Source organism: Streptococcus sp. sy010 (genome assembly GCF_007859175.1).
Taxonomy (GTDB): Bacteria; Bacillota; Bacilli; order Lactobacillales; family Streptococcaceae; genus Streptococcus.
Genome location: NZ_VOHO01000004.1, coordinates 109,185 through 132,887, shown reverse-complemented (window position 1 = coordinate 132,887; position 23,703 = coordinate 109,185). Strand labels below are relative to the sequence as shown.

Genomic DNA, 23,703 nt, shown 5'->3' with positions numbered 1-23,703 from the left:
TTTTATCATTTCTTACATCATCATTGATGGATCCATAGCTGGCATAGCAGGTGCTGCTGGCTCTGGTTTATTGGCAACAACAGCTTCTGTTGTTAAAATCAAGCTCGCTACAGACGCTGCATTTTGAAGGGCTGAACGACTAACCTTAACAGGATCAATAATTCCTGTTTCAACCATGTTAACCCACTCACCATTAGCTGCATTAAATCCTGTACCTACTGGACTATTTTTCAAACGATCAATAATCACTGATCCTTCATAACCTGCGTTAAGTGCAATCTGACGAACTGGCTCTTCCAAGGCACGAAGAACGATATTGCGACCTGTCGCCTCATCACCTTCAAGATCCAACTCGGCTACCTTAGCAATCACATTAACAAAGGCTGTTCCACCACCAGAAACAATACCTTCTTCAACTGCAGCACGCGTTGCATTAAGAGCATCTTCAATACGAAGTTTCATCTCTTTCAGTTCAGTTTCTGTTGCCGCACCGACCTTAATCACTGCAACACCACCTGATAATTTAGCCAAGCGTTCTTGTAATTTTTCACGATCAAAGTCTGACGTTGTTGTTTCAATATGTGATTTAATCAAATTCACACGGTTAAGAATATCTGCCTCTTGACCTGCACCCTCAACAATAACAGTCTTATCCTTATCAACAGTAACACGCGCAGCTTGTCCCAAATGAGCCAAATTAGCATCTTTCAAATCTAAACCAAGATCTTCTGTCAAGACTGTACCACCAGTTAGGATAGCGATGTCTTCCAACATAGCTTTACGACGATCACCAAAACCAGGTGCCTTAACCGCAACAACATTGAACGTTCCACGAATCTTGTTCAAGACAAGGGTTGGCAGGGCCTCACCGTCAACATCATCAGCCACAATCAAAAGCGGACGACTTGTTTTCAACACTTCTTCCAAAAGTGGCAAAATATCTTGGATATTAGAAATCTTCTTGTCCGTAATCAGGATGAATGGATTTTCAAGATCTGCTACCATTTTCTCGTTGTCTGTCACCATGTATTGTGACAGGTAACCACGCTCAAATTGCATTCCTTCAACCACATCTAGTTCTGTTTCCATACCACGTGATTCTTCAATGGTGATAACACCGTCTTTACCAACACGCTCCATAGCTTCACTGATGTACTCACCAACTTTTTGGCTACGAGATGATACGGCAGCAACTTGGGCAATGGCTTCCTTATTCGCAACTGGTTGGGCAATGGCTTTTAATTCATCAACAGCAGTTGAAACTGCCATCTCAATCCCACGACGAATACCGATTGGATTAGCTCCAGCAGTGACGTTTTTCAAACCTTCACGAACAATAGCCTGAGTCAAAACAGTTGCTGTGGTTGTCCCGTCACCTGCGATGTCATTAGTTTTTGACGCTACTTCTGACACCAATTTTGCACCCATATTTTCAAAATGATCTTCTAACTCAATCTCTTTGGCAATGGTTACTCCATCATTAGTAATCAAAGGTGACCCAAAAGATTTTTCTAAAACCACATTACGACCTTTAGGCCCTAAGGTTACCTTGACTGTATCAGCCAAAATATCTACACCACGAACCATGCTAGTTCGTGCATCTGACGAAAATTTAATTTCTTTTGCCATTATCATCTACTCCTTTTACTCTACAATCGCTAGAATATCTGCCTCACGAATGATGAGAAGTTCCTCATCTCCATCTTTGACGTCAATACCTGCCATTTGCTCAAACAAAACAACTTGACCTACGGCTACGCTAGGAGTAACCAAGTCACCATTGATGGTGCGTGGCCCTTCTCCAACGGCTAAAATTTCGGCTTTTTTAGGTTTGTTGGTCGATTTTGTTGCCATGACAAAGCCACCAATCATTTCTTCTTTTTCTTCTAATACTTTTACGATAACACGATCGCCTAAGGGTTTTAACATAACTACCTCCATTTTTAGCACTCTTTTATATAGAGTGCTAATTGATACTTCTATTTTATCACTTAGTCAGAATTAGTCAAGAATAAAGTCTTCTTTTTTGTAACGTTTTCAAAAAAACGAAGACAGCTAAATTTAGCTGCTTAAATTTATTAAAAAGGTAGGGGTTCTTCATCTAAAACTAAATCGGTCAAGTCATTCGATTGGTTGTTTTCACGAATGGCTCGCTGAGCACGACTCTCCAATAATTGAAAGGCTATCACTAACACTTCTGTCATATAATGGGTAGAGCCATTTTTCTCATACTTACGGGTACGCAATTCACCATCAACAGAAATTAAACTACCTTTATTGGCATAGCTAGCTAAGGTTTCAGCCAAGCGACCCCAAATTACTAGATTGATAAAATCAGCTTGTCGTTCCCCTTCTTGATTCTTAAATCGGCGATTGACTGCCAAACTCACTCGTGTTAGGTATTTATCTGTTGGCGTCTTAATCAATTCTGGACTAGCCGTCAAGCGCCCAATTAAAATCACTTTATTATACATTTTCTTACCTCCTTATCTTATTATTCGATAAATATAATAAAAAAGAGCAAGCTAACTTGCTCTTTAATTTTATCCCTGCCAATGAATCTTAGCATCAAAGGCCTGACCAACTGGTGTGCTTGGTGCTAACTCGATAATCCCTCGTTTTTCTGGAGCATTGGGAAGTGCGAGTTCTCTAGGCGAACACATCATGCCATGACTTGTCACACCACGCAAGCTACCTGGGAAAATCAGACTACCTTTTGGCATCATCGCTCCTGGCAGAGCCACAATCGTTTTCAAACCTTTCGCTGCATTTGGAGCCCCTGCCACAATCTGTATAATCTGATCTTGGCCAATTGCTACTTGACAGATATTTAAGTGATCACTATCTGGATGTGCTTCCATGGCTACAATTTCACCAACTACAAATTTGGGACTTAAATCATTAACCAAAACCTCGGTAAAGCCTTGAGAGGTTAATTCTTGATTTAATTTTGCGATTTTCTCATCGCTAAGAAAAACTTGACCATTTCCTTCAACATCAATCAGACTAGATACCTCAAAAATATTCCAAGCAACGGTTTGACCACCGTCAACTTGAAATACTCTAGCAATCTTGCCCTTTTTCTCAACTGCTACTGGCTGACCTTGGTCATCAGCCACAATCACCATTAACACATCTCCGACTTGTTCTTTATTATAGGTATAAATCATATCTACTTCCTTATCTTAAATCTCGGCTAAAAATTGATTGATTTCAGCCTTACTCTTACGTTGTTTATTTACCAGACGAGCCAGCTCTTGTCCATTTTGACGCACCACTAAACTAGGAATGCCAAAAACATCCCATTCTCTAGCCAAGTCTAGATAACAATCACGATCAACTTGAACAAATCTAAAAGCTGTATTTTCTGCCTCAATCTCTGGCAAGCTCGGATACAGCACTTGGCAATCTGGACACCAATCTGCCGTAAAGAGAAAAACTGTTTTTTGCTCACTTGCCAAATAGCTCGTCAATTCTTCCAAGGTCTTAGGTTGTAACATTTGCCACCTCCTGATAGGTAAAGTCGCCTTGATAATAACTAAATTCATAAGTTTGGCCAGTTGTCATCACGACACCACCTGTTCGTGCTTCATCATCTAGCTGATAATCATTAAAGTAAAGCACCTCGATTTGACCAAATTGACTGAAAAACTGACGAAGGTGATCCGTCATTTCTTTTTCTTCAACTTGTTGGGTCGTTTGTTTTTGCCAATTATGATAAACTAACCAAGCAGCTAGACCGGTTAGACCTAGTAAGGCTATCTTTTTTTGTTTCATACTCTCTATTTTATCATAAATCAATCTAAAAGACCCTGCTTTATCTGATACTCTAACAAATTTTTGCTATAATGAAGAAAAGGAGGTAGCCATGTCAGATTTATTTTCAAAGATTAAAGAAGTAACCGAATTACAAGCAATTTCAGGTCATGAAGCTCCAGTGAGAAATCACTTACGTTGCAAAATGCAACCCTTTGTCGATCACATAGAAACTGATGGACTGGGAGGGATTTTCGGCATTAAAAATAGTCAACTAGCAGATGCTCCCAAGGTAATGGTGGCAGCCCACATGGACGAGGTTGGGTTTATGGTGAGCCATATCCAAGCAGACGGCACACTGCGTGTGGTGGAAATTGGTGGCTGGAATCCCTTGACAATCAGCTCTCAACGTTTCACCCTTTATACGAGACAGGGAAACAAAATCCCCGTGATTTCTGGCGCCATGCCACCTCATTTAATCAAAGGAACTGCTAGCTTGCCAGCTATTTCTGATATTATTTTTGACGGTGGATTTACTGATAAGGCTGAAGCAGAAGCCTTTGGCATTCGACCTGGTGATGTTATCATTCCACAAAGCGAAACCATCCTATCTGCTAATCAAAAATATGTCATGGGCAAGAGTTGGGACAATCGCTTTGGCATCTTGATGGTAACTGAACTGCTAGAAAAACTGCAAGATACCCCACTTCCCAATCAGCTAATCGCAGGGGCAACCGTTCAAGAAGAAGTCGGCTTGCGTGGTGCCAAGGTTGCTACCAATCAATTTGACCCAGATCTCTTTTTTGCTGTGGATTGTTCACCTGCTGGTGATGTCTATGGCGACCAAGGCAAAGTTGGCGATGGCACCCTCATTCGTTTCTACGACCCAGGCCATCTATTGCTACCAAATCTCAAAGACTTCCTGCTTGATACAGCTGAAGATGCAGGGATTAAATACCAATATTATTGTGGCAAGGGAGGAACTGACGCAGGGGCTTCTCATTTACAAAATACAGGTGTTCCATCAACAACTATTGGTGTCTGTGCTCGTTATATCCACTCCCATCAAACCCTGTATGCCCTTGATGACTTTCTAGAAGCTCAAGCATTTTTACAGGCTTTGATTAAAAAACTGGATAAAGGTACTCTGGACTTGATTAAATCTTATTAAGCAAACATAAAAGGTATGATTGTCATCATACCTTTTTTAATCGTCAAATAAAATGTTATTTCAAACGCTCAACATCACGAGCAATCACTAATTCTTCGTCCGTTGGGATAACCAAAATCTTAACTTTAGAATCAGCACTTGAAATGTCACCCTTGAAGCCAAAAACATTCTTCTCTGGGTCAACACCCATACCAAACCAGCTCATGCCATTGATTACATCACGACGAATCATCCAGCCGTTTTCACCCATACCGGCAGTAAAGACAATAGCGTCTGCACCATCAAGCACGGCTAGGTATTGACCGATAAATTTCTTAACGCGATCAACAAACATGTTATAAGCAAGAATAGCACCTTGGTGACCTTCTTCCATAGCATTTTCAATGTCACGCATGTCACTTGACAGACCTGATACACCTGCCAACCCTGATTCTTTGTTCAAAACATTAACCACATCAGCGGCATCTTTCAGTTCTGGAACATGTTCAACCAAATAAGGAATGATAGCCGGATCAATATCTCCTGTGCGTGTTCCCATCATCAAACCAGCTAGTGGTGTGAAGCCCATTGAGGTGTCGATAGACTTACCGTGTAGGTTGGCAGTAATCGATACACCGTTACCAATATGGGCAGTGATAATCTTCAACTCCTCAATTGGTTTACCTAGCATTTTAGCTGCTTCGTGAGCAACATAGTAGTGGCTAGTTCCGTGTGCTCCATATTTACGCACTTTGTAGTCAGTATAATATTTTTCAGCTAGTGGATAGCGGTAAGCGACTTCTGGCATCGTTGTGTGGAAGGCTGTATCAAAGACTGCCACACTTGTAATATCTGGCAAAATATCTTTGAAGGCACGAATTCCTGCTGCGTTAGCTGGGTTGTGTAGTGGTGCTAGAGATGACAACTCTTCGATCTGTTCTAAAACCTTGTCATCAATCAAAACAGATTCTTTGAACAATTCACCACCAGCTACAACACGGTGACCGACACCTGTAATTTCATCATAAGCAGCAATGATTTCAAAACGAATCAAATCATCTAAAACTAGCTTAACGGCTTGAACATGGTCAACCACATCAAGCGTTTGTGATTCTTTTTTACCATTGAATTTTACTGTTGAGATTGAATCTCCCAAGCCAATACGTTCAATAATTCCTTGTGCCAAAACCTCTTCTTCTGGCATCTTATAAAGTTGCCATTTAAGGCTTGAACTACCTGCGTTAATTGCAATTGTTTTTGACATAAACACCTCTCCTGAAATCGTTTGCGTTATTATCTTTATTATACCAAAATTTTATCTAAATGGCTTGCTTTGATACCCATTTTTTTACATTTTCCATAAAATCCGACAAGTGAACACGATCTTGCAGACTTCTTAGTGGGTAAACCAAGGTTTCGACTGGCTGTTCCGTGCGTTTTTGCAAGACAAAAATTGACTTAGCATTAGCTGAATGACCAAAAAGATCTTCTGGTAGGGTAATCACGGCTAAAATACTAGCTTCCTTGCTCAACCAATTCTTCAACAAGTCGCTTTGAGGACTGGTTAAGAGATTGACAGGGGCAAGAAAAATTGCCAGACCGTCAGGTTTTAGATACTTCAAAGATTGTTCTAGCAAGAGATGATGGGCATAGGTATGCTCATCGCTGGCTGCCACTTGGTAGCGACTGGCAATCTCATCATTGGAATAATAGCCCACTGGCAAATCACTGATAATCACATCGCTTGGTTTAATCAACTGAGGACGTACCGCATCTTCTTGGACAAAGCTAACGCTTGAATCCATAACATCAGCAATACTAGCTGATAAATCAATCAACAAATCATCAACTTCTAGACCCATATAGTCTAACTCTTTCTGACTGTTATTAACTAAGGTCTGAGCCAAATTGCCTGTCCCACTGCCAATTTCCAAAACGCTCAACTCTTGTGATGGACTTAAACTCTCAAGTAAAAATAACAAAATAAAACCAATGCTATCTGGAGTAAACTGATGATTGGTTTGCAGGGTTTCTGTCTGGCTGACCTTGATAAAAATAAACTGAAAGGCACGACGCCATTCTTCCTTAGTCAAGGCTAACTCACGCAAGATTTGATTGTTTTTTAAGATGGTTTCATGAGTGGTTTCAGCACCAAGATAATAAGCATTTTGCTCAATCAAGGCATCATAACTATGGGTATGCAGTTCATTTTGCAAGGTTTGGATATTCTCTAACAACAAGTCATAGGCTTGCTCAATTTTCTCAAAATTCATGGTGTCCTCCTTAGTCTATTATATCAAAAAAGACAGGCTGACCTGTCTTTTTAATTATAATTTTGCACGATAGTTAGCCATCTCTTTTTTATTGCCCCAAACAAAGTGACCTGGTTTAATCTCAACCATTTCAGGTTTGTCAGTGCTATAATCATGCTGACTTGGATCATAAACAATCAATTCCTTTTGACGCTCCAAGATCGGATCAGGAATTGGCACAGCAGATAAGAGCGACTGCGTGTAAGGATGGATTGGATTTTGGAAGAGTTCTTCAGTTTCAGCCACCTCCACAATCACCCCCTTGTAAATCACAGCAATACGGTCAGAAACAAAACGTACCACAGATAAATCATGGGCGATAAAGAGATAGGTCAAGCCTTTCTCTTCTTGGAATTTCTTCAAAAGATTAAGGACTTGGGCACGAACAGAAACGTCCAAGGCTGAAATCGGCTCATCTGCAATAATAAACTCTGGTTCCATGACCAAGGCTCTGGCAATCCCAATCCGCTGACGCTGACCACCAGAAAACTCATGTGGGTAACGGCTCAAATGCTCTGCCAACAACCCCACTTGAGTCATCATATCTTTAACCTTTTCTTGACGCTCTTGATCATCTTTGAACAGGTTAAAATTATACAAACCTTCTGAGATGATATAGTCCACCGTTGCCCGTTCATTAAGACTGGCAGCAGGGTCTTGGAAAATCATTTGAATTTTACGGATAAGCTCTTGTTGCTCTGTTTGACTTTTTTTGCCGTTGATGACCTTACCATCATAGACAATCTCACCACCACTGGTTTCATTCAGCCCAATAATGGCACGACCGATGGTTGTTTTACCTGAACCTGACTCGCCAACAAGAGAAAAGGTTTCACCTTTATTGATAAAGAAATTGGCGTTTTTCACGGCGACAAATTTCTTTTTACCCTCGCCAAAGGAAATTTCTAAATCCTTAATCTCAACTAATTTTTCAGTCATTTCCTTAGTCCTCCTTGGTATTTTTGTGAAATTTTCTCATGTAGATTTTGAATCAAGACTGGTTTTTCCACCTTTGGTGCATCAGGATGCAAAAGCCAAGTTTTTGCCCAATGGCTAGGACTTACTTCAAATCTAGGCACATCTTCTTCAAAATCAATTTTCATGGCATAAGGCGATCTGGCTGCAAAGGCGTCGCCTTTAATCTCCTTATAAAGAGACGGTGGGGTTCCTGGAATTGAAAAGAGAACACCTTGATCATCAGCCAACTGAGGTAGGCTTGACAGTAAGCTCCAAGTGTATGGATGACGTGGGTCGTAGAAAATATCCTCGACACTACCGTATTCTACAATATCACCAGCATACATGACAGCAACTTTATCAGCAATACTAGCCACCACACCCAAATCATGGGTGATAAAGATGGTAGTGAAATTGTATTCTTCTTGTAAGGATTTGAGCAGAGCAATGATTTGTGCTTGAATGGTCACATCAAGAGCCGTTGTCGGCTCATCACAGACCAAAATATCTGGCTTACAAGCAAGGGCAATCGCGATTACAATCCGTTGACGCATACCACCTGAATACTGGAAAGGATAGTCATTGAAACGCTTGTCTGCTTCAGGAATACCAACCTTGGTCATATAGTCAATGGCGATCTGTTTAGCCTCGTCCTTGCTCTTGCCTTGATGTTTAATAATCACATCTGTAATCTGACTACCAATACTCTTAATCGGATCTAAGCTGGTCATCGGATCTTGGAAAATAGTAGCAATTTTTTGACCACGGATTTTTTCCCAATCCTTATGCGAGGTCAACTGGGTCAAATCTTGACCACGATAGGTAATCGAGCCTTTTGCCACACGACCATTGGCTTCCAACATACCAGTAAACGTTTTGGTCAACACAGACTTACCTGACCCTGATTCTCCAACCAAGGCCAAGACCTCACCCTCATAAAGATCAAGTGAAATGCCTCGAATAGCCGTTAAGACACGATCACGGACAGCAAATTCCACGACCACATCTTTGGCACTTAATACTACATTTTTTTCTGTCATACTAATCTCCTATCTATGTGAACGTGGGTCACTCGCGTCAGCCAAATTTTGCCCAACAATAAAGAGTGGTAGGGATACTAAAATCAAAACGGTCAATGGAATCCAGAACAAATAACCATTACTTACCAAGTCTGTCGAATACTTAGAAATCAAACGGCCCAAACTTGGTTCAGTCACAGGCAGACCTAGACCAAAGAATGACAGAAAGGCTTCATAAGAAATATAACTTGGTAGCATTTGCGATACCATGGTCACAATCACAGATACCAACTGTGGCAAAAGGTTCTTGCTGACAATTTTCAAAATCGGTGTGCCCAAGGTTTGACTGGCTAAGTTATACTCCAAATCACGATAACGCAAGACCTGCAAACGAATACTGTAAGCAATGCCCAACCAACCTGTCAAACAGAAGGCCAAAATCAAATTCCAAAAACCAGCACCCAAAGAGTAAGTCATCACAATGATGATTAACATTTCTGGAATATTGGAAATGACATTGTAAACTTCTAGCATAATCTTATCTAGACGTTTAGACACACCCCAAACACCACCAATGGCAACACCTAAAACCGTATTGATAACAGTCGCAATAATCGAGATGACAATAGAGTTTCTCGCTCCATACCAAACCCCGTCAAAGAGCGATTGCCCTTTTTCATCGGTACCAAACCAATACTGACCATTTGGCCAAATATAGCGTTTTGAAAAATCATTGATACTGCTGACATCTTCAAAATCATAATTGGCAAACAAGGGATAGACAAAGCTCATGACAATAATGCCAATCAAGAGCGTCAACATCAGCAAGGTTGATTTCTTAGAGAAAAATTGGCGAAAAACAGACTTCCAATAAGAATAAGCAGGTGCGTCAATCGCTTCTGACGCATAGTTATCCAAGGCAACAAATTCAAATTTACTTTTATCAATCTTAGCCATTATTTTCCTCCTTTACTACTTAGTTTGATACGTGGGTCAATAATGGTCATCAAAATATCACCCAAAAGAAGTGAGATAATTGATAGGCTTGTAAAGATAAAGACAAGACCGATGACCATGGCATTGTTGGCTGCTCTAATGGAATCAATCAACATTTTACCCATACCTGGAAAGGCAAAGACGGTTTCTGTCAAGGTCGCTCCAGCAATGGCAAAAATGATTGCCCCTGGGATACCTGAAACGATTGGTACCATGGCATTTTTGAAGAGGTGTTTTTTAGAAATTTCTGCTTCAGACAAGCCTTTGGCACGAGCAAAACGGACATAATCACTGCTTTGTTGATCCACCAAGTAACGTCTGAACCATAGAGCCAGTCCTGGTACTGCCAAGAAACCAAGGATAAAAGCAGGTAAGATATACGATCGCATATCTGCTGCTCCCAAGATTGGAAAGGCATTTGGCAAACCAAAGATACTAGACCCTGTCTGACGCACAATATAGATAACAGCAACACTTGGTAGGGCAAGTAAGAAAGTCATGGCACTAGTTGATAGCGAATCAAACCAAGTCCCCTTGAAACGAGTCATTAAAAGACCCAGTGGCAAGCCTAGAACATAAGAGATAATCACACCGATAATCCCAATCTTAAAGGAACTTGAAATCATTGATGGATCGGTAAAGTTGGTTTGTGTCGCTGTATAAGGATCGTCTGCTCCATAGTTAGCCTTGTCACGTGCATCAGCCTGACTTGGTGACTTGTAGGTTCTACTATAGATATTGACAGAAGACGTTTTAGTAACGCCTGTTGGGAAAGTGACCTGCTCGGTCTTAGCTCGTCCTTGACCCTGCGTAATGACCTGCAAAACAGGGATATTGCCATAAGTTGGGTAAGACGTTCCTAGGTTTAGCGTAATTAAGTTTTGGTGTAAATAAGGGAACTGACCATTAACATACACAAGGTATTTATGAATCGTTCCTGAACCAACCAAGGCCCAACCGACTGATTTATCATTTTCTAGGCGAATGTAACGCGGCAAATCAGGGTTAGACTTGTCTTGTACTCGCCATGGGTGATCAATCTGAATCAAATTGGCATAGAAGTTCCACACACGCTCATACAGTGGAATCTCACGTGTCGCATAAAATTCCTTGCTTTCTTCAAAGCGTTTTAATTGCCAGCCACGTCCAATAGATTTGATGTAGTCTTGGTAGATTTTTTCGTTGCTAGCATTAGCTTCTGTCGTGACCGTAGGATTCGTCTTAACTGCTTTTGCTTGCAATTCTTTACTGGTATAATATTCCAAATACCCCATGCGTTCAAAAATGGTATTTTCATAGTTGGTTTTCATATCAGGGGTTTTGGCTAGTTTGTTATAGTTAGCGTCCTGCTTGAAAATCAACTTTCTTGGTACCAAAGAAAAAACGATGGCATAGGTCAAGGTTGTCACTAGAAAAATAGAAACTAGCGACCGCAATAATCGTTCAATAATATATTTTTTCATAGCTATCCTCAATACTCAAAAGAGAGTGGGACTCAAAGTTACCACTCCCTTTTTCGTTTTCTATTTTTCAACGTGACTAGCTAGATTAGCTTCGTACTCAGCATTCGATTTGGCTTTTTCTTCTTGCCATTTAGCAATGACTTCATCACGCTCTTTTGTTGTGACCGCCTCATCTCTCAACTTAACGTATTTGAAGTAGTCATTTCCTTTGACACCGATAGCACCATAAGAACCTGACGCTGGCTCAACCTTAGTCAATGTAGCCAAACCACCTCTTGATACCAATGGAAGCGTGATAGCACTATCTGTCAACCAAGCCTGAGCTTTCGCATAGGCTGTGTAACGAGCCGTCAAGTCTGTTGTGTTAGCATTAGCTTCTTTAAGTAATTTCGTGTACTCATCAAGACCTGACGCTGCAACGGCTGTTGATGTTGATTTTGGATCGATACCGATTGTCTTCATCAAACCACCATTTTCAACATCAAAGACGTCAAGATAAGTTGATGGATCTTTGTAGTCTGGTCCCCAACCACCATCTAGGTAGATATCATAATCATGTTGAGCTGCTGACTCAGCAAAGTAAGTCGCATTGTCATACTCGTCTGTTGACACCTTGTTCACATCAACCACAACGTTTTCTTTGCCAAGTGCCGCTTCGATTGATTGTTTCACTGAGCTAACTTGTTGCACTTGAACTTCATTTGCTTGGTCAGCAGGAATATCCAAGCGAATTGGGAATTCCACACCTTGGGCTTGAAGGGCTTCTTTTGCCTTAGCAAACTCAGCCTTAGCTTTTTCAGCATTGTACATGCCGTCTTGAGCGTCATCTAGGTTGACATCAGCCCACTCTTCGCCATAAGTAGAGAGTTGCTCTTTGACCAAAGCACCAAATGTCTTGTCGCCACTTGATACAAAAGTTGGTGGAACAAGCAGGTTACGCAATGACTTAGTTGCTGCTTCTTCACCAGCCAACTGTGAGTTGTAGGCAACACGGTCTAGGGCAAAGTTAACGGCTTGACGGAAGTCTTTGTTCAAGATAGCTGCCTTAGTGTCAGCTTTTTGCTTATCACTTTCTTTAGCGGTAAATTTGTACTCACCACGATCAAGGTTAAATCTCGCAAAGTAAGTCGTGTCATCTTGTAATCCATAAACAATGTTGTCGCCATAGCTTTTAACAGCTTCTTTATAACTTGGTTTATTTGGATAAAGACGAGCTATACTGTAAACACCCTCAGCAAAGTTTTTATAAAGACTGTCTGAGTCTGAGCCGTCATAGTATGTCCATTGGATACCATCTAAGCTGACCTTGTCTGCATCAAAATAGTTTGGATTTTTTTCCATGACGATAGAAGATTTTGAAGTCAATGATTTCAGGATGAATGGTCCATTGTAAAGGATACTTGATGGATCAACCTTACCAAAGTCTTCACCTTGAGATTTCAAGAATTCTTCATTTACTGGGAACAAGATACTATAAGTAACCTTAGAATTCCAGTAAGATTCTGGTTTATTTAGGGTATATTGAACCGTCTTATCATCAAGTGCTTTAACGCCAACTGTTGAGAAGTCTTTTGTCTTCCCATCAAGATAGTCTTGCAATCCCTTGATTGAGTCTTGCACGACATAAAGAGCGTCCGATTGAGAGTCTGCCGCATGTTTCAAACCTGTCACAAAGTCTTGTGCAGTAACATCTGCGTACTCTTCACCGTCTGATGTAAACCATTTAGCATCGTCGCGTAGGGTATAAGTATAAGTCAAACCATCAGCTGATACTTTCCAGTCCTTAGCCAAGGAACCAACCAAGTTACCATACTCATCGTTTTCAAGAAGTCCATCAACCCCTTGGGTTACCACATCACCCGTTGAGGCACGATTGGCCTTGATGTAGTCTAATGTATCTGGATCTGCTGTATAGACATAGTTATAGATAGACTGATTTGAAGCGGTGTTTTCACTCTTACCACAAGCTGCAAGAACTGATGTAGCTAAAAGTGTCACACCTGCTGATTGGAATAATTTTTTCTTATTCACCATAAGCGACTCCTCTTTTTCTAATAATTTGTTTTACATTATACCATAAAGTTTTCTTAAAAGGAAAGTGTTTTCCATAAATTTTTAGAAAATTATATTTTTAACAAACTCAATCCTGCTCGGCTATTCTTCCATTTATTACTGACTTTCTTTATGGTATAATGATTTTAGAGCAGTTTGAAAGGTTTGTATAAAAATGAAAAAAATAGCTTGTTTTGTAATAATTATATTATCATTTCTCTCTTCATCAGTCAAGGTCTGGGCAGCAGATAATTTTGATGTGTCTGCCAAACATGCCATTGCCGTTGAAGCCAGCACAGGAAAAATTCTCTATGAAAAGGACGCTGAAACCGTTGCAGGGATTGCTTCTATCACAAAAATCATGACCGCTTATATGGTCTATCAAGAAGTCAATACCGGTAGGCTTAGTATGGATGATATGGTTGACATTTCTGATTATCCTTATCAACTCACTGCCAACAGCCTAGCCAGTAATGTCCCTATGGAAGCTAGACAATATACCGTTAAGCAACTCTTAGAAGCCAGTATGATTGCCTCAGCTAATAGTGCTGCCATTGCTCTAGCTGAAAAAATTGCTGGTAGTGAACCTGCATTTGTCGATATGATGCAAAAACAACTGAAAAAGTGGGGAATTACAGATGCCAAATTGGTCAATGCTTCTGGTCTAAACAATAGTGCCCTTGGCAACAATATCTACCCTGAATCAAATAACGATGATGAAAACATGATGTCTGCCAAGTCTGTGGCCATTATTGCTCGTCATCTCATTCAAGACTACCCAGAAATTCTCAAAATCACTAGTAAGAGTACAGCCGATTTTGATGGTACCATCATGAACACCTTCAATTACATGCTACCTCAGCAAACCTATGGTCGTGAAGGTGTTGACGGTCTGAAAACAGGAACAACCGAGTTGGCTGGTCCATCCTTTGTGGGAACATCTACTGAAAACGGCATGCGAGTCATTACGGTGGTTTTGAACGCTGATAACCCTGACAATAATCCCTTTGCTCGCTTTATTGCCACAACAAACCTACTAGACTATGTCAGAAGCACCTATGAAATGACCACTGTCATTGAGGCTGGTCAACCTTTCAAAAAACAAACCGTTCCTGTTAGTGATGGTAAACAAAAAGGCGTCTTAGCAATTGCCAAAAAAGATTTCAATGTCGTGCAAAAAAAATCTGACCAATTGACCAAAAACGTCACCATTTCTACCAACAATGAACTCACTGCTCCGATCAAGAAAGGCGAGGTCGTTGCTCTTGCTACTTTTGAGGACAAGGACTTGGTTGGTGTCGGCTACCTTGATAACCCACCACAAGCTGAATTGGTCGCTGCTGACGAAGTCAAACGTAGCTTCTTCCTAAAAGTTTGGTGGAATCACTTTGTTCGTTACGTTAATGAAAAATTATAAAACCAGTTAGTTTCCTAACTGGTTTTTCTTTATGACAAAGTTTTATCTAGCCGACTGACCCTTCCATTTCATAACTAATCAAACGGTTCAATTCGACAGCATATTCCATTGGCAATTCCTTGGTAAATGGTTCAACAAAGCCCATGACAATCATCTCTGTCGCTTCACTTTCAGATAGTCCACGGCTCATCAGATAGTAAAGTTGTTCTTCAGAGATTTTTGAAACCTTAGCCTCATGCTCAAGAGCAACTTGTGAATTGTGAATCTCATTAAATGGAATGGTGTCTGACTTAGACTGGTCATCCATAATGATGGTATCACATTCGATATGGCTGACAGACTTCTTAGAATTTTTAGCAAAAGTCACCTGACCACGATAGTTAACCTCGCCACCACCCTTGGCAATCGATTTGGAAACAATAGACGAGCTAGTATGGGGAGCATTATGAATCATCTTAGCTCCTGTATCTTGCTTTTGTCCAGTATTGGCAAAGGCGATTGATAACATGGTACCACGAGCCCCTTCACCGTCCAAGTAAACTGACGGGTATTTCATGGTTGTTTTAGCACCCAAATTGCCATCAATCCACTCCACTGTAGCATTTTTGGTAGCTCTAGCACGCTTGGTTACTAAGTTATAAACATTATCCGACCAGTTTTGAATCGTGGTATAGCGAACATAAGCACCATCAAGGGCAAAAATCTCTACAATGGCCGCATGTAAACTATTGGTTGAATAAGTTGGTGCTGTACAACCTTCAACATAATGTACACTAGCCCCTTCATCAACGATGATCAACGTACGTTCAAACTGACCTGTATTTTGATTGTTGATACGGAAGTAAGTCTGTAACGGAATATCGACCTTGACCCCCTTAGGCACATAGATAAAGGTACCACCTGACCACACTGCTGAGTTCAGAGCTGCAAGTTTGTTATCTGTTGGCGGGACTAATTTGGCAAAATACTGCTTGAAAAGCTCTGGATACTCACGCAAGGCTGAATCTGTATCCGTAAAAACAATCCCCAACTTTTCAAATTCTTCTTTCATGTTGTGATAAACCACTTCAGACTCATATTGTGCCGCTGCTCCTGCCAAATAGGCTCTTTCAGCTTCTGGAATACCAATGCGTTCAAAGGTTTCCTTAATCTTTTCAGGAACATCATCCCAAGAACGAGCTGGCTTATCTGATGGTTTTTGATAGTAAATAATATCATCAAAATCAATATCAGACAAATCTGGTCCCCAGTCCTGCATAGGCATTTTTTGGAAAGTTTCCAAAGATTTCAAGCGAAACTCTAACATCCACTCAGGTTCGTTTTTTTCTGCTGACATCTGCCTAACCACCGCTTCACTCAAGCCCTTACCTGTGGAATAGATGGGATCAACATCATCATGGAAACCGAATTTATATTCACCAAGATCAATCGGCTTTGGCTCAACGATTTCATTTGTTTCTGCCATAATTATCTCCTCATATTTTTTATTCGTTCAATTTTCTTGTTTTGTTAACACCTTCGTCATGGCTTGCCAAGCGAGATTAGCACATTTTATCCGTTGGGGAAACTTGGTCACTCCTGCTAGAAATTCAGCATCGCCAAGACGCTTTGACTGAGCCAGCTTTTGCCCTTGCATTAGCTGAGAAAACAACTCCAAAAGTTCGTTAATGTCATCTTTTCGTTTACCTTTGACTAAATCTGTCATCATACTGGCTGACGCCGTTGAAATACTACACCCTTGACCAGAAAAACTGATGTCTTCAACCTCATCATCTCCCCATTTGACAAAGAGATGAATCACATCACCACAACTCGGATTATGTAAGGTTACGGGTTCAATATCTGCCAAAGCCCCATAATGATGAGGACTTTTAGCATGATCAGTTATCAAGGTCATATAGAGTTGATTAAGATTAGATAAGGCCATTGAAAAACTCCTTTGTTGCCTGAATACCAGAAATCAACCGGTCACAGTCAGCCTTGGTATTGTAACAGGCTAAGCTCGCTCGCACTGTAGCATTTGTTCCTAGATAAGTCATCAAGGGTTGGGCACAATGGTGACCTGCCCTAACTGCAATCCCTTGATAATCAAGAGCTGTCGCTACATCATGCGGATGAAGCCCCTCTAGATTAAAGGAAAAAACACCCAGTCTGTTCTGCCTATCTTTTGGACCATAAAGGGTCAAACCATCAATTTGCTGCAATTTGGGTAACAGATAGGCGAGCAAATTCGCTTCATGTGCTGTAACCTTAGACAAGCCAATCTGGTTAAGGTAGTCAATGGCAGCACCCAAACCAATGGCTTCTGCGATAGGAGGCGTTCCAGCCTCAAACTTATACGGTAAATCAGCCCAACTAGCTTCTTGCTCACTCACACTGGCAATCATTTCCCCACCAAATTCGACAGGTGGCAATTGTTCCAACAAACTTTTTCGTCCGTACAAGACACCAATCCCAGTAGGAGCATACATTTTGTGACCTGAAAACACCATAAAATCACAAGCTAAATCAGCCACATTCAAGGCAATATGACCTGCTGATTGGGCAGCATCAAGGACAAGATAGGCCCCTACTTGATGAGCCAAATCAGCAATTTCTTTGACTGGATTGACACAACCAAGGACATTTGACACATGAGTAATACTCACAAACTTTGTGTTTGCATTTAACTTCGTTTTCAAGTCAGCCAGATCCAATTGTCCGTCTTTTAGATAAACATAGACTAATTTAGCTCCTGTTCGTTGACAAACCTGTTGCCAAGGTATCAGATTGGCATGGTGTTCCATAATGCTAATCAAAACCTCATCACCTGGTTTTAAGAGTCGTTCAGCCCAAGTAGCAACAATATTCAAACCCGCAGTAGCCCCTTTGGTAAAAATGATTTCTTTTCGATTAGCACCAATAAAATCTGCCACCTTGTCGCGAGCTATCTCATAGGCTGTCGTTGCTCTTTCAGCTAGACTGTGAACCCCGCGATGAACATTAGCATTGCTGGTACGATAGTATTGATTGAGAGCATCTAAGACCATTTGAGGCTTTTGGCTAGTCGCTGCATTGTCCAAATAAACCAAAGGTTCACCCTGTATCTGCTCTTGTAAAATCGGAAAATCTCGCCAAAATTCTGCTTGCATTAGCGTTTATCCAACTTTTCATCAATTACGGCAATCATGTCTTCACGTACTGACTTGACTGGAATTTCTGTAATCACAGTCCCTAAGAAGCCACGAATCACTAACTTTTCCGCAGTAACTTGATCGATACCACGACTCATCAAATAATACATGTCTTCTGGATCGACTTGACCGATTGAGGCAGCATGACCTGCTGTGACTTCATTTTCATCAATTAAAAGAATCGGATTGGCATCTGAACGAGCCTTATCTGACAACATCAACACACGGCTTTCTTGTTGCGCATCTGCTCCTTTAGCTCCTTTGAGGATATGGCCGATACCATTGAACGTCAAGGTTGCACGTTCTAAGATAACCCCGTGTTGCAAAATATGACCGACTGACGAACGACCATAGTTGGTGACACGTGTATCAATCCCTTGTACTTGACGACCACTTGAAACGGCTACTACTTTTAGGTTGGCATGACTACCATGACCAATTAACTCACTGTCAAAATCACAAACTACATTGCCTTCATTCATGACACCCAATGCCCAGTCAATCGTTGCGTCATCGGCATGACTACCACAACGTGTGACATAGGCTGTCACGTTCTCACCTAGGCGATCAATGGCTGCAAATTTAATTTGACTACCTGCTCCAGCAATCACTTCTACACAGATATTAGCAGTCGCTTGTTGAGTATTTTGCCCAATTGATTCAAATCGTTCCAAATAAGTCACTTTAGCATTTTTACCTAAGATAATCAAGACATGCTTGTTGAAAGGCACATCGCTATCGCTATCTTGCAGAAAAATGTTTTCAATAGGTTGCTCAATCTCAACATTATCAGGAACATAAAGCACGGCACCGCTATTGAAATAAGCCGTGTGATAGGCTGCCAATTTATTGGCGTCATAAGCAACTGCTTGACCAAAATTAGCCTCAATTTGCTCTGGGATTTCTTCCAAGGCAGTTCTCAAATCTGTCAAAACCACACCTTGTTCCAAGAGCTTGGCTGGTAATTGTTCCAAAACGGTCTGCGTTCCCACTTGCACCAGCTTAGGATTGTCATCTAGCTGGATAAAGTCTGGTACTCTAGCAACTTCTGGACTATCTGTCACCGTGCCATCGCCTAAATTCCAACGATGAAACTTAACCCGTTCAATCACAGGAAAATCCAAGTCGTCTAACTTGTCAAACGCTGCTAAACGACGTTCTTGTAACCATTTTGGCTCAGCATGACCTTGTGAAAAATTAAGAATGCTTTCCCTTGTCATTTCGTTCTCCTTTTATCCAGTCTTAGACTAAGCCTCTTCTTGATAATCCAAGCCCAGTTCCTCAGCAATTTTGGCGTAACCTTCATTTTCCAAACGTTTAGCCAAATCTGCACCACCTGATAGTACCACGCGCCCATCCATCATCACATGCACCACATCTGGTGTGATGTAATTGAGTAAGCGTTGATAGTGGGTGATAATCATGGCACCAAAACCATCTCCACGCATGGCATTGACTCCCTTAGAAACCACCTTCAAGGCATCAATATCAAGACCTGAGTCAATCTCATCAAGTAAGGCAAATTTTGGCTCTAGCATGAGTAATTGAAGGATTTCATTGCGTTTTTTCTCTCCACCAGAGAAGCCTTCGTTGAGATAGCGTTCTGCCATTTCTTCTTTCATGCCAAGCAATTCCATTTTTTCATCTAATTTAGTGATGAAATCACGCACAGAAATCTTATCCTCATCTTCTTTACCAGCATTCATGGCTGCACGGATGAATTCTGCATTGGTAATTCCTGGAATCTCACTTGGGTATTGCATGGCAAGAAACAAACCTAAACGTGCACGTTCGTCAACTTCCAATTCCAAAAGATTAACACCGTCAAAAAGGATTTCTCCCTCGGTCACTTCAAAGTTGGGATTGCCCATAATAGCAGCAGACAGGGTTGATTTCCCTGTTCCGTTTGGTCCCATGATTGCTGCAATCTCTCCTGTTTTTAACGTTAGATTAACTCCACGCAAAATTTCTTTGTCTTCAATTGAGACATGTAAGTTTTTAATTTCAAGTACAGACATGATTGGCTCCTTCATTTTAAGTTTGACTTTATTATAACAAAAAAAGCCTTGTAAGGCTTTGTTTAGAGCTTGCTACTTCTTTGATTTTTCTTGCCATTTCAGCAGTGTAGTCTGACGAAAATCACTATTACCAATGAATTTCAAAAGATTAAATAGTGGCGTTTTATTCATACCCCAAATGCCCAAACCCTCAATAAAAATTTCCAGACCAAAGGTTAATCCGATTATCAACAAAATTCCACCTAGACGACTGGATACATTTAAGAGAAGAGAGGTTAAAGAAAAGAGAATCGCAATCCCATAGACCACAAAAACTGCTCCACGATGAGTAAAGCCCATCGCTAACAAGCGATGATGTAGATGGCGTTTATCTGGCTGCGTTATTTTTTGACCTGATAATTTCCGACGAATAATCGCCACCACCGTATCCATAATCGGTACACCTAGGATAATCACTGGCGTCACTACTGCCACAGCTGTGGCATTTTTCAACCCTTGTAAAGATAGGACACCAATCATAAAGCCAATAAACAGGGCTCCTGTATCTCCGAGATAGATAATGGCTGGATGGTAATTATAAGGGAAAAAGCCCAAAATGGCTGCCAGCAGAACAAAAATGGTCATGGTTAGATAAAGATCTGACTTGGGTAAGAAAAAATAAGAAACCAAACCCATAGTACCCAGGCTAACAATAGATACCCCAGAAACTAGACCATCTAAACCATCAATCAAATTGACTGCATTGGTTATGGAAATAATCCACAAAACCGTCAACAAACAAGTCAGCACAGGACCAAATGAAATCAAAGCTCCCCCAAAGGGAATCTTAAAACTATCAAAACGAAAGTCTGTAAAATACCAAACCACGATGGCTGCTAGAATAATCCCTAACATCTTAAATTTAGGAGATAATTCATAAATATCATCAATAAAGCCAGTGATACCAACTATAAGACCAGCTACTACCACTGGTAAAATATAATCAAAATAGGATTGGGTTGACAAAAGTGACCGCACAATAAACGGCATAATAATCAAGCTAGTTAGTAGAAAAGACAAAATGATTGCTAGACCACCGCTACTTGGCATTGGGACTTGATTGATGCGGCGAGCATTGGGCTGATCGACAGCTCCCACCCTAAAGGCTATAAATCTGACAATTGGTGTCAGAATGAGGGAGAGCAGAAAAGTCCCAATTAAAATCATGACGTATTCAATGGTAAAAGGTACCATTTTTTATTCTCCTAATTGTTTTAACTCATCAACTGCATGGTAAGATAGGAGTAAGGTCGCATGCTCCTGCAAATAAGCCCTAGTTCTTAGGCTGACTTGTGCATGCTCCAACATACGAGCATACATTAGATTTGCATAGTAGCTCGGTTTATTCTCCAAGTCTAGTAAGATTGTCAGGTAATAAGTTTTGTCTTCTTTATACAGTTCTGACGCTTCTAAATCATAGGTCACTGCCGTTGCAAAATCGACCACCTCTTTAACATCGTCAAAACGAAAAACATAGTGAACATACTGTTCCACAACATCTTTATCTATCGCATGATCCGATGCCACATCTTCTTGGCTATCTGATTTTGTTAACATGCCATCCACCATATCTTCAACCTGCTTGAGCATCTCGTGGGCCTTGGTATCTCCTTTTTTCATGAGATTTTTCTCAATTGATTTGAAAAATTCTTCGGGATCCATCTGAGAAATATCATCCAAGTTTGCCAAATCTTCAAAATCCAAATCCTCTTTCAACTCGGACTTGGTCACAAAGACATCAATGCGATCCTTACGCGGCGTCACACGAAAACTCAACATACCACTATTTTTGAAGTTGTCAGGCAAATCCACCTCATCTAGCATGGTATAGAAAAATTCTTCTGTTTTTTCCTTGGGAACAAGAAAATCTTTCAACTCCATGCCATAAAGCTCTAAATCATCTAGACTAACTGTGATTTTTAGCGTTGTTTCGCTAATTTGTTTCATTTCCATTTTATTTACCTCATACGAGTCATCATTCTTATCATTATATCGAAAAAGCCAAAAAAATACAATTTTTACTCTAGTCTGTCTTGTTATTTATTGTTCCTGTTGCTTACATGTTTTCTGAATTATCCACCAAGGCAAAAATAGCACTCAAACAGTGCTATTTTCTTAGGTTTCATGATTAGCTTTACGATAAAATACAGCAAATAAGGCAACCGAAAGTAGTAATAGAATAATTGCATAAGTAAAGAGCAAGATACCCACATTTTCAGCAGAAATACCATTGAGTAGCAAGGCCGTCAAAAAGTTACCAATCGGATAAGTCACTGTACCCAACAAACCAATGATACTAAAAATTCTCCCTTTTAGTTGATCTGGAATTGTTTCTTGAAAAAAGGTTGATTTATAAATCATAACAGGAGATGAGATGACTCCTGCTACAATCAGCAAAATCATCGACGATAGCACATTGTTTTGTAAGGAAAAAATCGCAATAAGGACACAATGAGCCATCAAAAATAAGAAGGTTAAATGAAAGCTATTCTTATGCTTGGGGATACCACCTACAATCAAAGAACCAATAATGATACCAAACGATTGCACTCCATTGATTAAGCCATAAGTTGCTGCACCTTCTTGCAAAATCGTCTTTACGAAAATCGGAAAAACGATGGGAAAGGCTCCCCATATCAGTAGATTCCATAAGGACGTTAAACAAACTAGTGACAATAACTTAGGAATTGATGTCAGATATTGAAGAGCTTGAAGAAGTGGCCTTTTCTTTCCGTTGTCTTCTTCCTGCTTCTGATGCCTTTGTGATGGAATCAAAGACAACAACAGTGTTGCCAAAAAGAATAACAGAGCTGAGCAAAGAAAAATAAGCTGATGATTAAACTGAGCAATAATCAACCCTGAAAGAAAAGCCCCTAGCAAATAACACACATCAAATGAAATATTGACCAGAGCATTGGCAGTATGAAATTGCTCGTCATCTAAAAGATCCTTAACGATTGCAATACTGCCTGCCGAAATCAAGGGACTGACAGCACTATTTAGTATTAGCAAGAGAGCAAGGACTATCAGCACAAGGTTATTGATATGAGTTGACAGTAAACATAAAACGATAAAGACAAAAGCCTTCACCAAGCTAGCCAATGATATGGCTTTAGACACTGCTATCTTATCCATCACCCCTCCTAAAAATGGAGCAGAAATCAAGGACGGTACTTGTGTGATAAACACTGATAAGGCAATAAATAAGGGTTGCTGCGTTTTTTCATAAACCAACCAAATGATTGCGACATCTACAATGGATTGTGCTAGGTAGATTAGACTGATCGCTGAGATAAAGACTAAAAAGTTTTTTTCTTTTACTAATAAACCATATTGTTTCATTATTTTCTC

The 23,703-nt window shown here is 40.5% G+C and carries 23 protein-coding genes; 2 read left to right on the top strand and 21 right to left on the bottom strand.

All coding sequences use genetic code 11. The features are described 5' to 3' along the window. Positions 1-12 precede the first annotated feature (12 nt). The 6 genes from groL to FRX51_RS04865 form a co-directional block, all read right to left on the bottom strand. Positions 13-1,629, bottom strand: coding sequence for a chaperonin GroEL (gene groL, locus FRX51_RS04890; protein WP_146496361.1), 1,617 nt, complete (start codon positions 1,627-1,629; stop codon positions 13-15). Positions 1,630-1,644: 15 nt separating this feature from the next. Further along, complete coding sequence (gene groES / locus FRX51_RS04885) at positions 1,645-1,929, bottom strand: co-chaperone GroES (protein ID WP_146496359.1); 285 nt, start codon at positions 1,927-1,929, stop codon at positions 1,645-1,647. A 149-nt stretch (positions 1,930-2,078) separates the two neighbouring features. Further along, on the bottom strand, positions 2,079-2,474 hold the full coding sequence (locus FRX51_RS04880; RefSeq protein WP_146496356.1) for a single-stranded DNA-binding protein: 396 nt from the start codon (positions 2,472-2,474) through the stop codon (positions 2,079-2,081). Between the two features lie 69 nt (positions 2,475-2,543). Continuing rightward, positions 2,544-3,170: a YtpR family tRNA-binding protein gene (gene ytpR / locus FRX51_RS04875; RefSeq protein ID WP_146496354.1), complete on the bottom strand. Its 627-nt coding sequence runs from the start codon at positions 3,168-3,170 to the stop codon at positions 2,544-2,546. Positions 3,171-3,185: 15 nt separating this feature from the next. Continuing rightward, the gene (locus FRX51_RS04870) at positions 3,186-3,500 is read right to left on the bottom strand and encodes a thioredoxin family protein (protein ID WP_146496352.1); all 315 of its coding nucleotides are present in this window, start codon (positions 3,498-3,500) and stop codon (positions 3,186-3,188) included. Next, positions 3,487-3,777, bottom strand: a complete 291-nt coding sequence (locus FRX51_RS04865) for a DUF4651 domain-containing protein (RefSeq protein ID WP_146496350.1) — start codon at positions 3,775-3,777, stop codon at positions 3,487-3,489. The genes FRX51_RS04870 and FRX51_RS04865 overlap by 14 nt, the downstream gene beginning before the upstream one ends. 91 nt (positions 3,778-3,868) lie before the next feature. Between FRX51_RS04865 and pepA the strand changes: the two genes are divergently transcribed. Further along, the gene (pepA, locus tag FRX51_RS04860; RefSeq protein WP_146496348.1) at positions 3,869-4,927 is read left to right on the top strand and encodes a glutamyl aminopeptidase; all 1,059 of its coding nucleotides are present in this window, start codon (positions 3,869-3,871) and stop codon (positions 4,925-4,927) included. 55 nt (positions 4,928-4,982) lie between these two features. Here the strand turns inward: pepA and FRX51_RS04855 are convergent, their stop codons facing one another. From FRX51_RS04855 to FRX51_RS04825, 7 genes are read right to left on the bottom strand one after another with little or no spacing between them, the layout of a single operon-like run. Next, the gene (locus FRX51_RS04855; protein WP_146496346.1) at positions 4,983-6,170 is read right to left on the bottom strand and encodes an acetate kinase; all 1,188 of its coding nucleotides are present in this window, start codon (positions 6,168-6,170) and stop codon (positions 4,983-4,985) included. A 55-nt stretch (positions 6,171-6,225) separates the two neighbouring features. Continuing rightward, positions 6,226-7,179 (bottom strand): class I SAM-dependent methyltransferase, encoded by a 954-nt coding sequence (locus FRX51_RS04850; protein ID WP_146496344.1) that lies wholly within the window; start codon positions 7,177-7,179, stop codon positions 6,226-6,228. Positions 7,180-7,233: 54 nt separating this feature from the next. Further along, a complete protein-coding gene (locus FRX51_RS04845; RefSeq protein WP_146496342.1) occupies positions 7,234-8,157 on the bottom strand; it encodes an ATP-binding cassette domain-containing protein in 924 nt (307 codons plus the stop codon). Beyond that, positions 8,154-9,215 (bottom strand): ABC transporter ATP-binding protein, encoded by a 1,062-nt coding sequence (locus FRX51_RS04840; protein WP_146461226.1) that lies wholly within the window; start codon positions 9,213-9,215, stop codon positions 8,154-8,156. The genes FRX51_RS04845 and FRX51_RS04840 overlap by 4 nt, the downstream gene beginning before the upstream one ends. A 9-nt stretch (positions 9,216-9,224) precedes the next feature. Beyond that, complete coding sequence (oppC, locus tag FRX51_RS04835) at positions 9,225-10,151, bottom strand: oligopeptide ABC transporter permease OppC (RefSeq protein WP_146496340.1); 927 nt, start codon at positions 10,149-10,151, stop codon at positions 9,225-9,227. Further along, the gene (locus FRX51_RS04830) at positions 10,151-11,653 is read right to left on the bottom strand and encodes an ABC transporter permease (protein ID WP_146496338.1); all 1,503 of its coding nucleotides are present in this window, start codon (positions 11,651-11,653) and stop codon (positions 10,151-10,153) included. The genes oppC and FRX51_RS04830 overlap by 1 nt, the downstream gene beginning before the upstream one ends. Positions 11,654-11,713: 60 nt before the next feature. Beyond that, positions 11,714-13,684 carry a peptide ABC transporter substrate-binding protein gene (locus FRX51_RS04825; RefSeq protein ID WP_398587355.1) on the bottom strand — a complete coding sequence of 657 codons (1,971 nt, stop codon included), beginning with the start codon at positions 13,682-13,684 and terminating at the stop codon, positions 11,714-11,716. A 196-nt stretch (positions 13,685-13,880) separates the two neighbouring features. Here FRX51_RS04825 and pbp3 point away from each other — a divergent pair, with 196 nt between their 5' ends. Further along, positions 13,881-15,122 carry a D-alanyl-D-alanine carboxypeptidase PBP3 gene (gene pbp3 / locus FRX51_RS04820; RefSeq protein ID WP_146496335.1) on the top strand — a complete coding sequence of 414 codons (1,242 nt, stop codon included), beginning with the start codon at positions 13,881-13,883 and terminating at the stop codon, positions 15,120-15,122. Between the two features lie 46 nt (positions 15,123-15,168). On the opposite strand, the gene sufB is transcribed toward pbp3, so the two are convergent. The 8 genes from sufB to FRX51_RS04780 all read right to left on the bottom strand — a co-directional run bounded on the left by sufB (position 15,169) and on the right by FRX51_RS04780 (position 23,694). Next, positions 15,169-16,587, bottom strand: a complete 1,419-nt coding sequence (sufB, locus tag FRX51_RS04815) for a Fe-S cluster assembly protein SufB (protein ID WP_146496333.1) — start codon at positions 16,585-16,587, stop codon at positions 15,169-15,171. A 27-nt stretch (positions 16,588-16,614) separates the two neighbouring features. Next, entirely contained in the window at positions 16,615-17,049 is a 435-nt protein-coding gene (sufU, locus tag FRX51_RS04810; protein WP_146496332.1) for a Fe-S cluster assembly sulfur transfer protein SufU, read from the bottom strand. Further along, entirely contained in the window at positions 17,036-18,253 is a 1,218-nt protein-coding gene (locus FRX51_RS04805; protein ID WP_146496330.1) for a cysteine desulfurase, read from the bottom strand. The genes sufU and FRX51_RS04805 overlap by 14 nt, the downstream gene beginning before the upstream one ends. Next, complete coding sequence (gene sufD, locus FRX51_RS04800; protein WP_146496328.1) at positions 18,253-19,515, bottom strand: Fe-S cluster assembly protein SufD; 1,263 nt, start codon at positions 19,513-19,515, stop codon at positions 18,253-18,255. Before sufD ends, FRX51_RS04805 begins: the two co-directional genes overlap by 1 nt. A gap of 27 nt (positions 19,516-19,542) precedes the next feature. Then, the gene (sufC, locus tag FRX51_RS04795; RefSeq protein WP_146461243.1) at positions 19,543-20,313 is read right to left on the bottom strand and encodes a Fe-S cluster assembly ATPase SufC; all 771 of its coding nucleotides are present in this window, start codon (positions 20,311-20,313) and stop codon (positions 19,543-19,545) included. A gap of 72 nt (positions 20,314-20,385) precedes the next feature. Continuing rightward, positions 20,386-21,546 carry a glycosyltransferase family 4 protein gene (locus FRX51_RS04790; protein ID WP_146496326.1) on the bottom strand — a complete coding sequence of 387 codons (1,161 nt, stop codon included), beginning with the start codon at positions 21,544-21,546 and terminating at the stop codon, positions 20,386-20,388. Positions 21,547-21,549: 3 nt separating this feature from the next. Then, on the bottom strand, positions 21,550-22,305 hold the full coding sequence (gene mecA / locus FRX51_RS04785) for an adaptor protein MecA (protein WP_146496323.1): 756 nt from the start codon (positions 22,303-22,305) through the stop codon (positions 21,550-21,552). A 162-nt stretch (positions 22,306-22,467) separates the two neighbouring features. Further along, a complete protein-coding gene (locus FRX51_RS04780; protein ID WP_146496321.1) occupies positions 22,468-23,694 on the bottom strand; it encodes an MFS transporter in 1,227 nt (408 codons plus the stop codon). Positions 23,695-23,703: the final 9 nt, after the last annotated feature.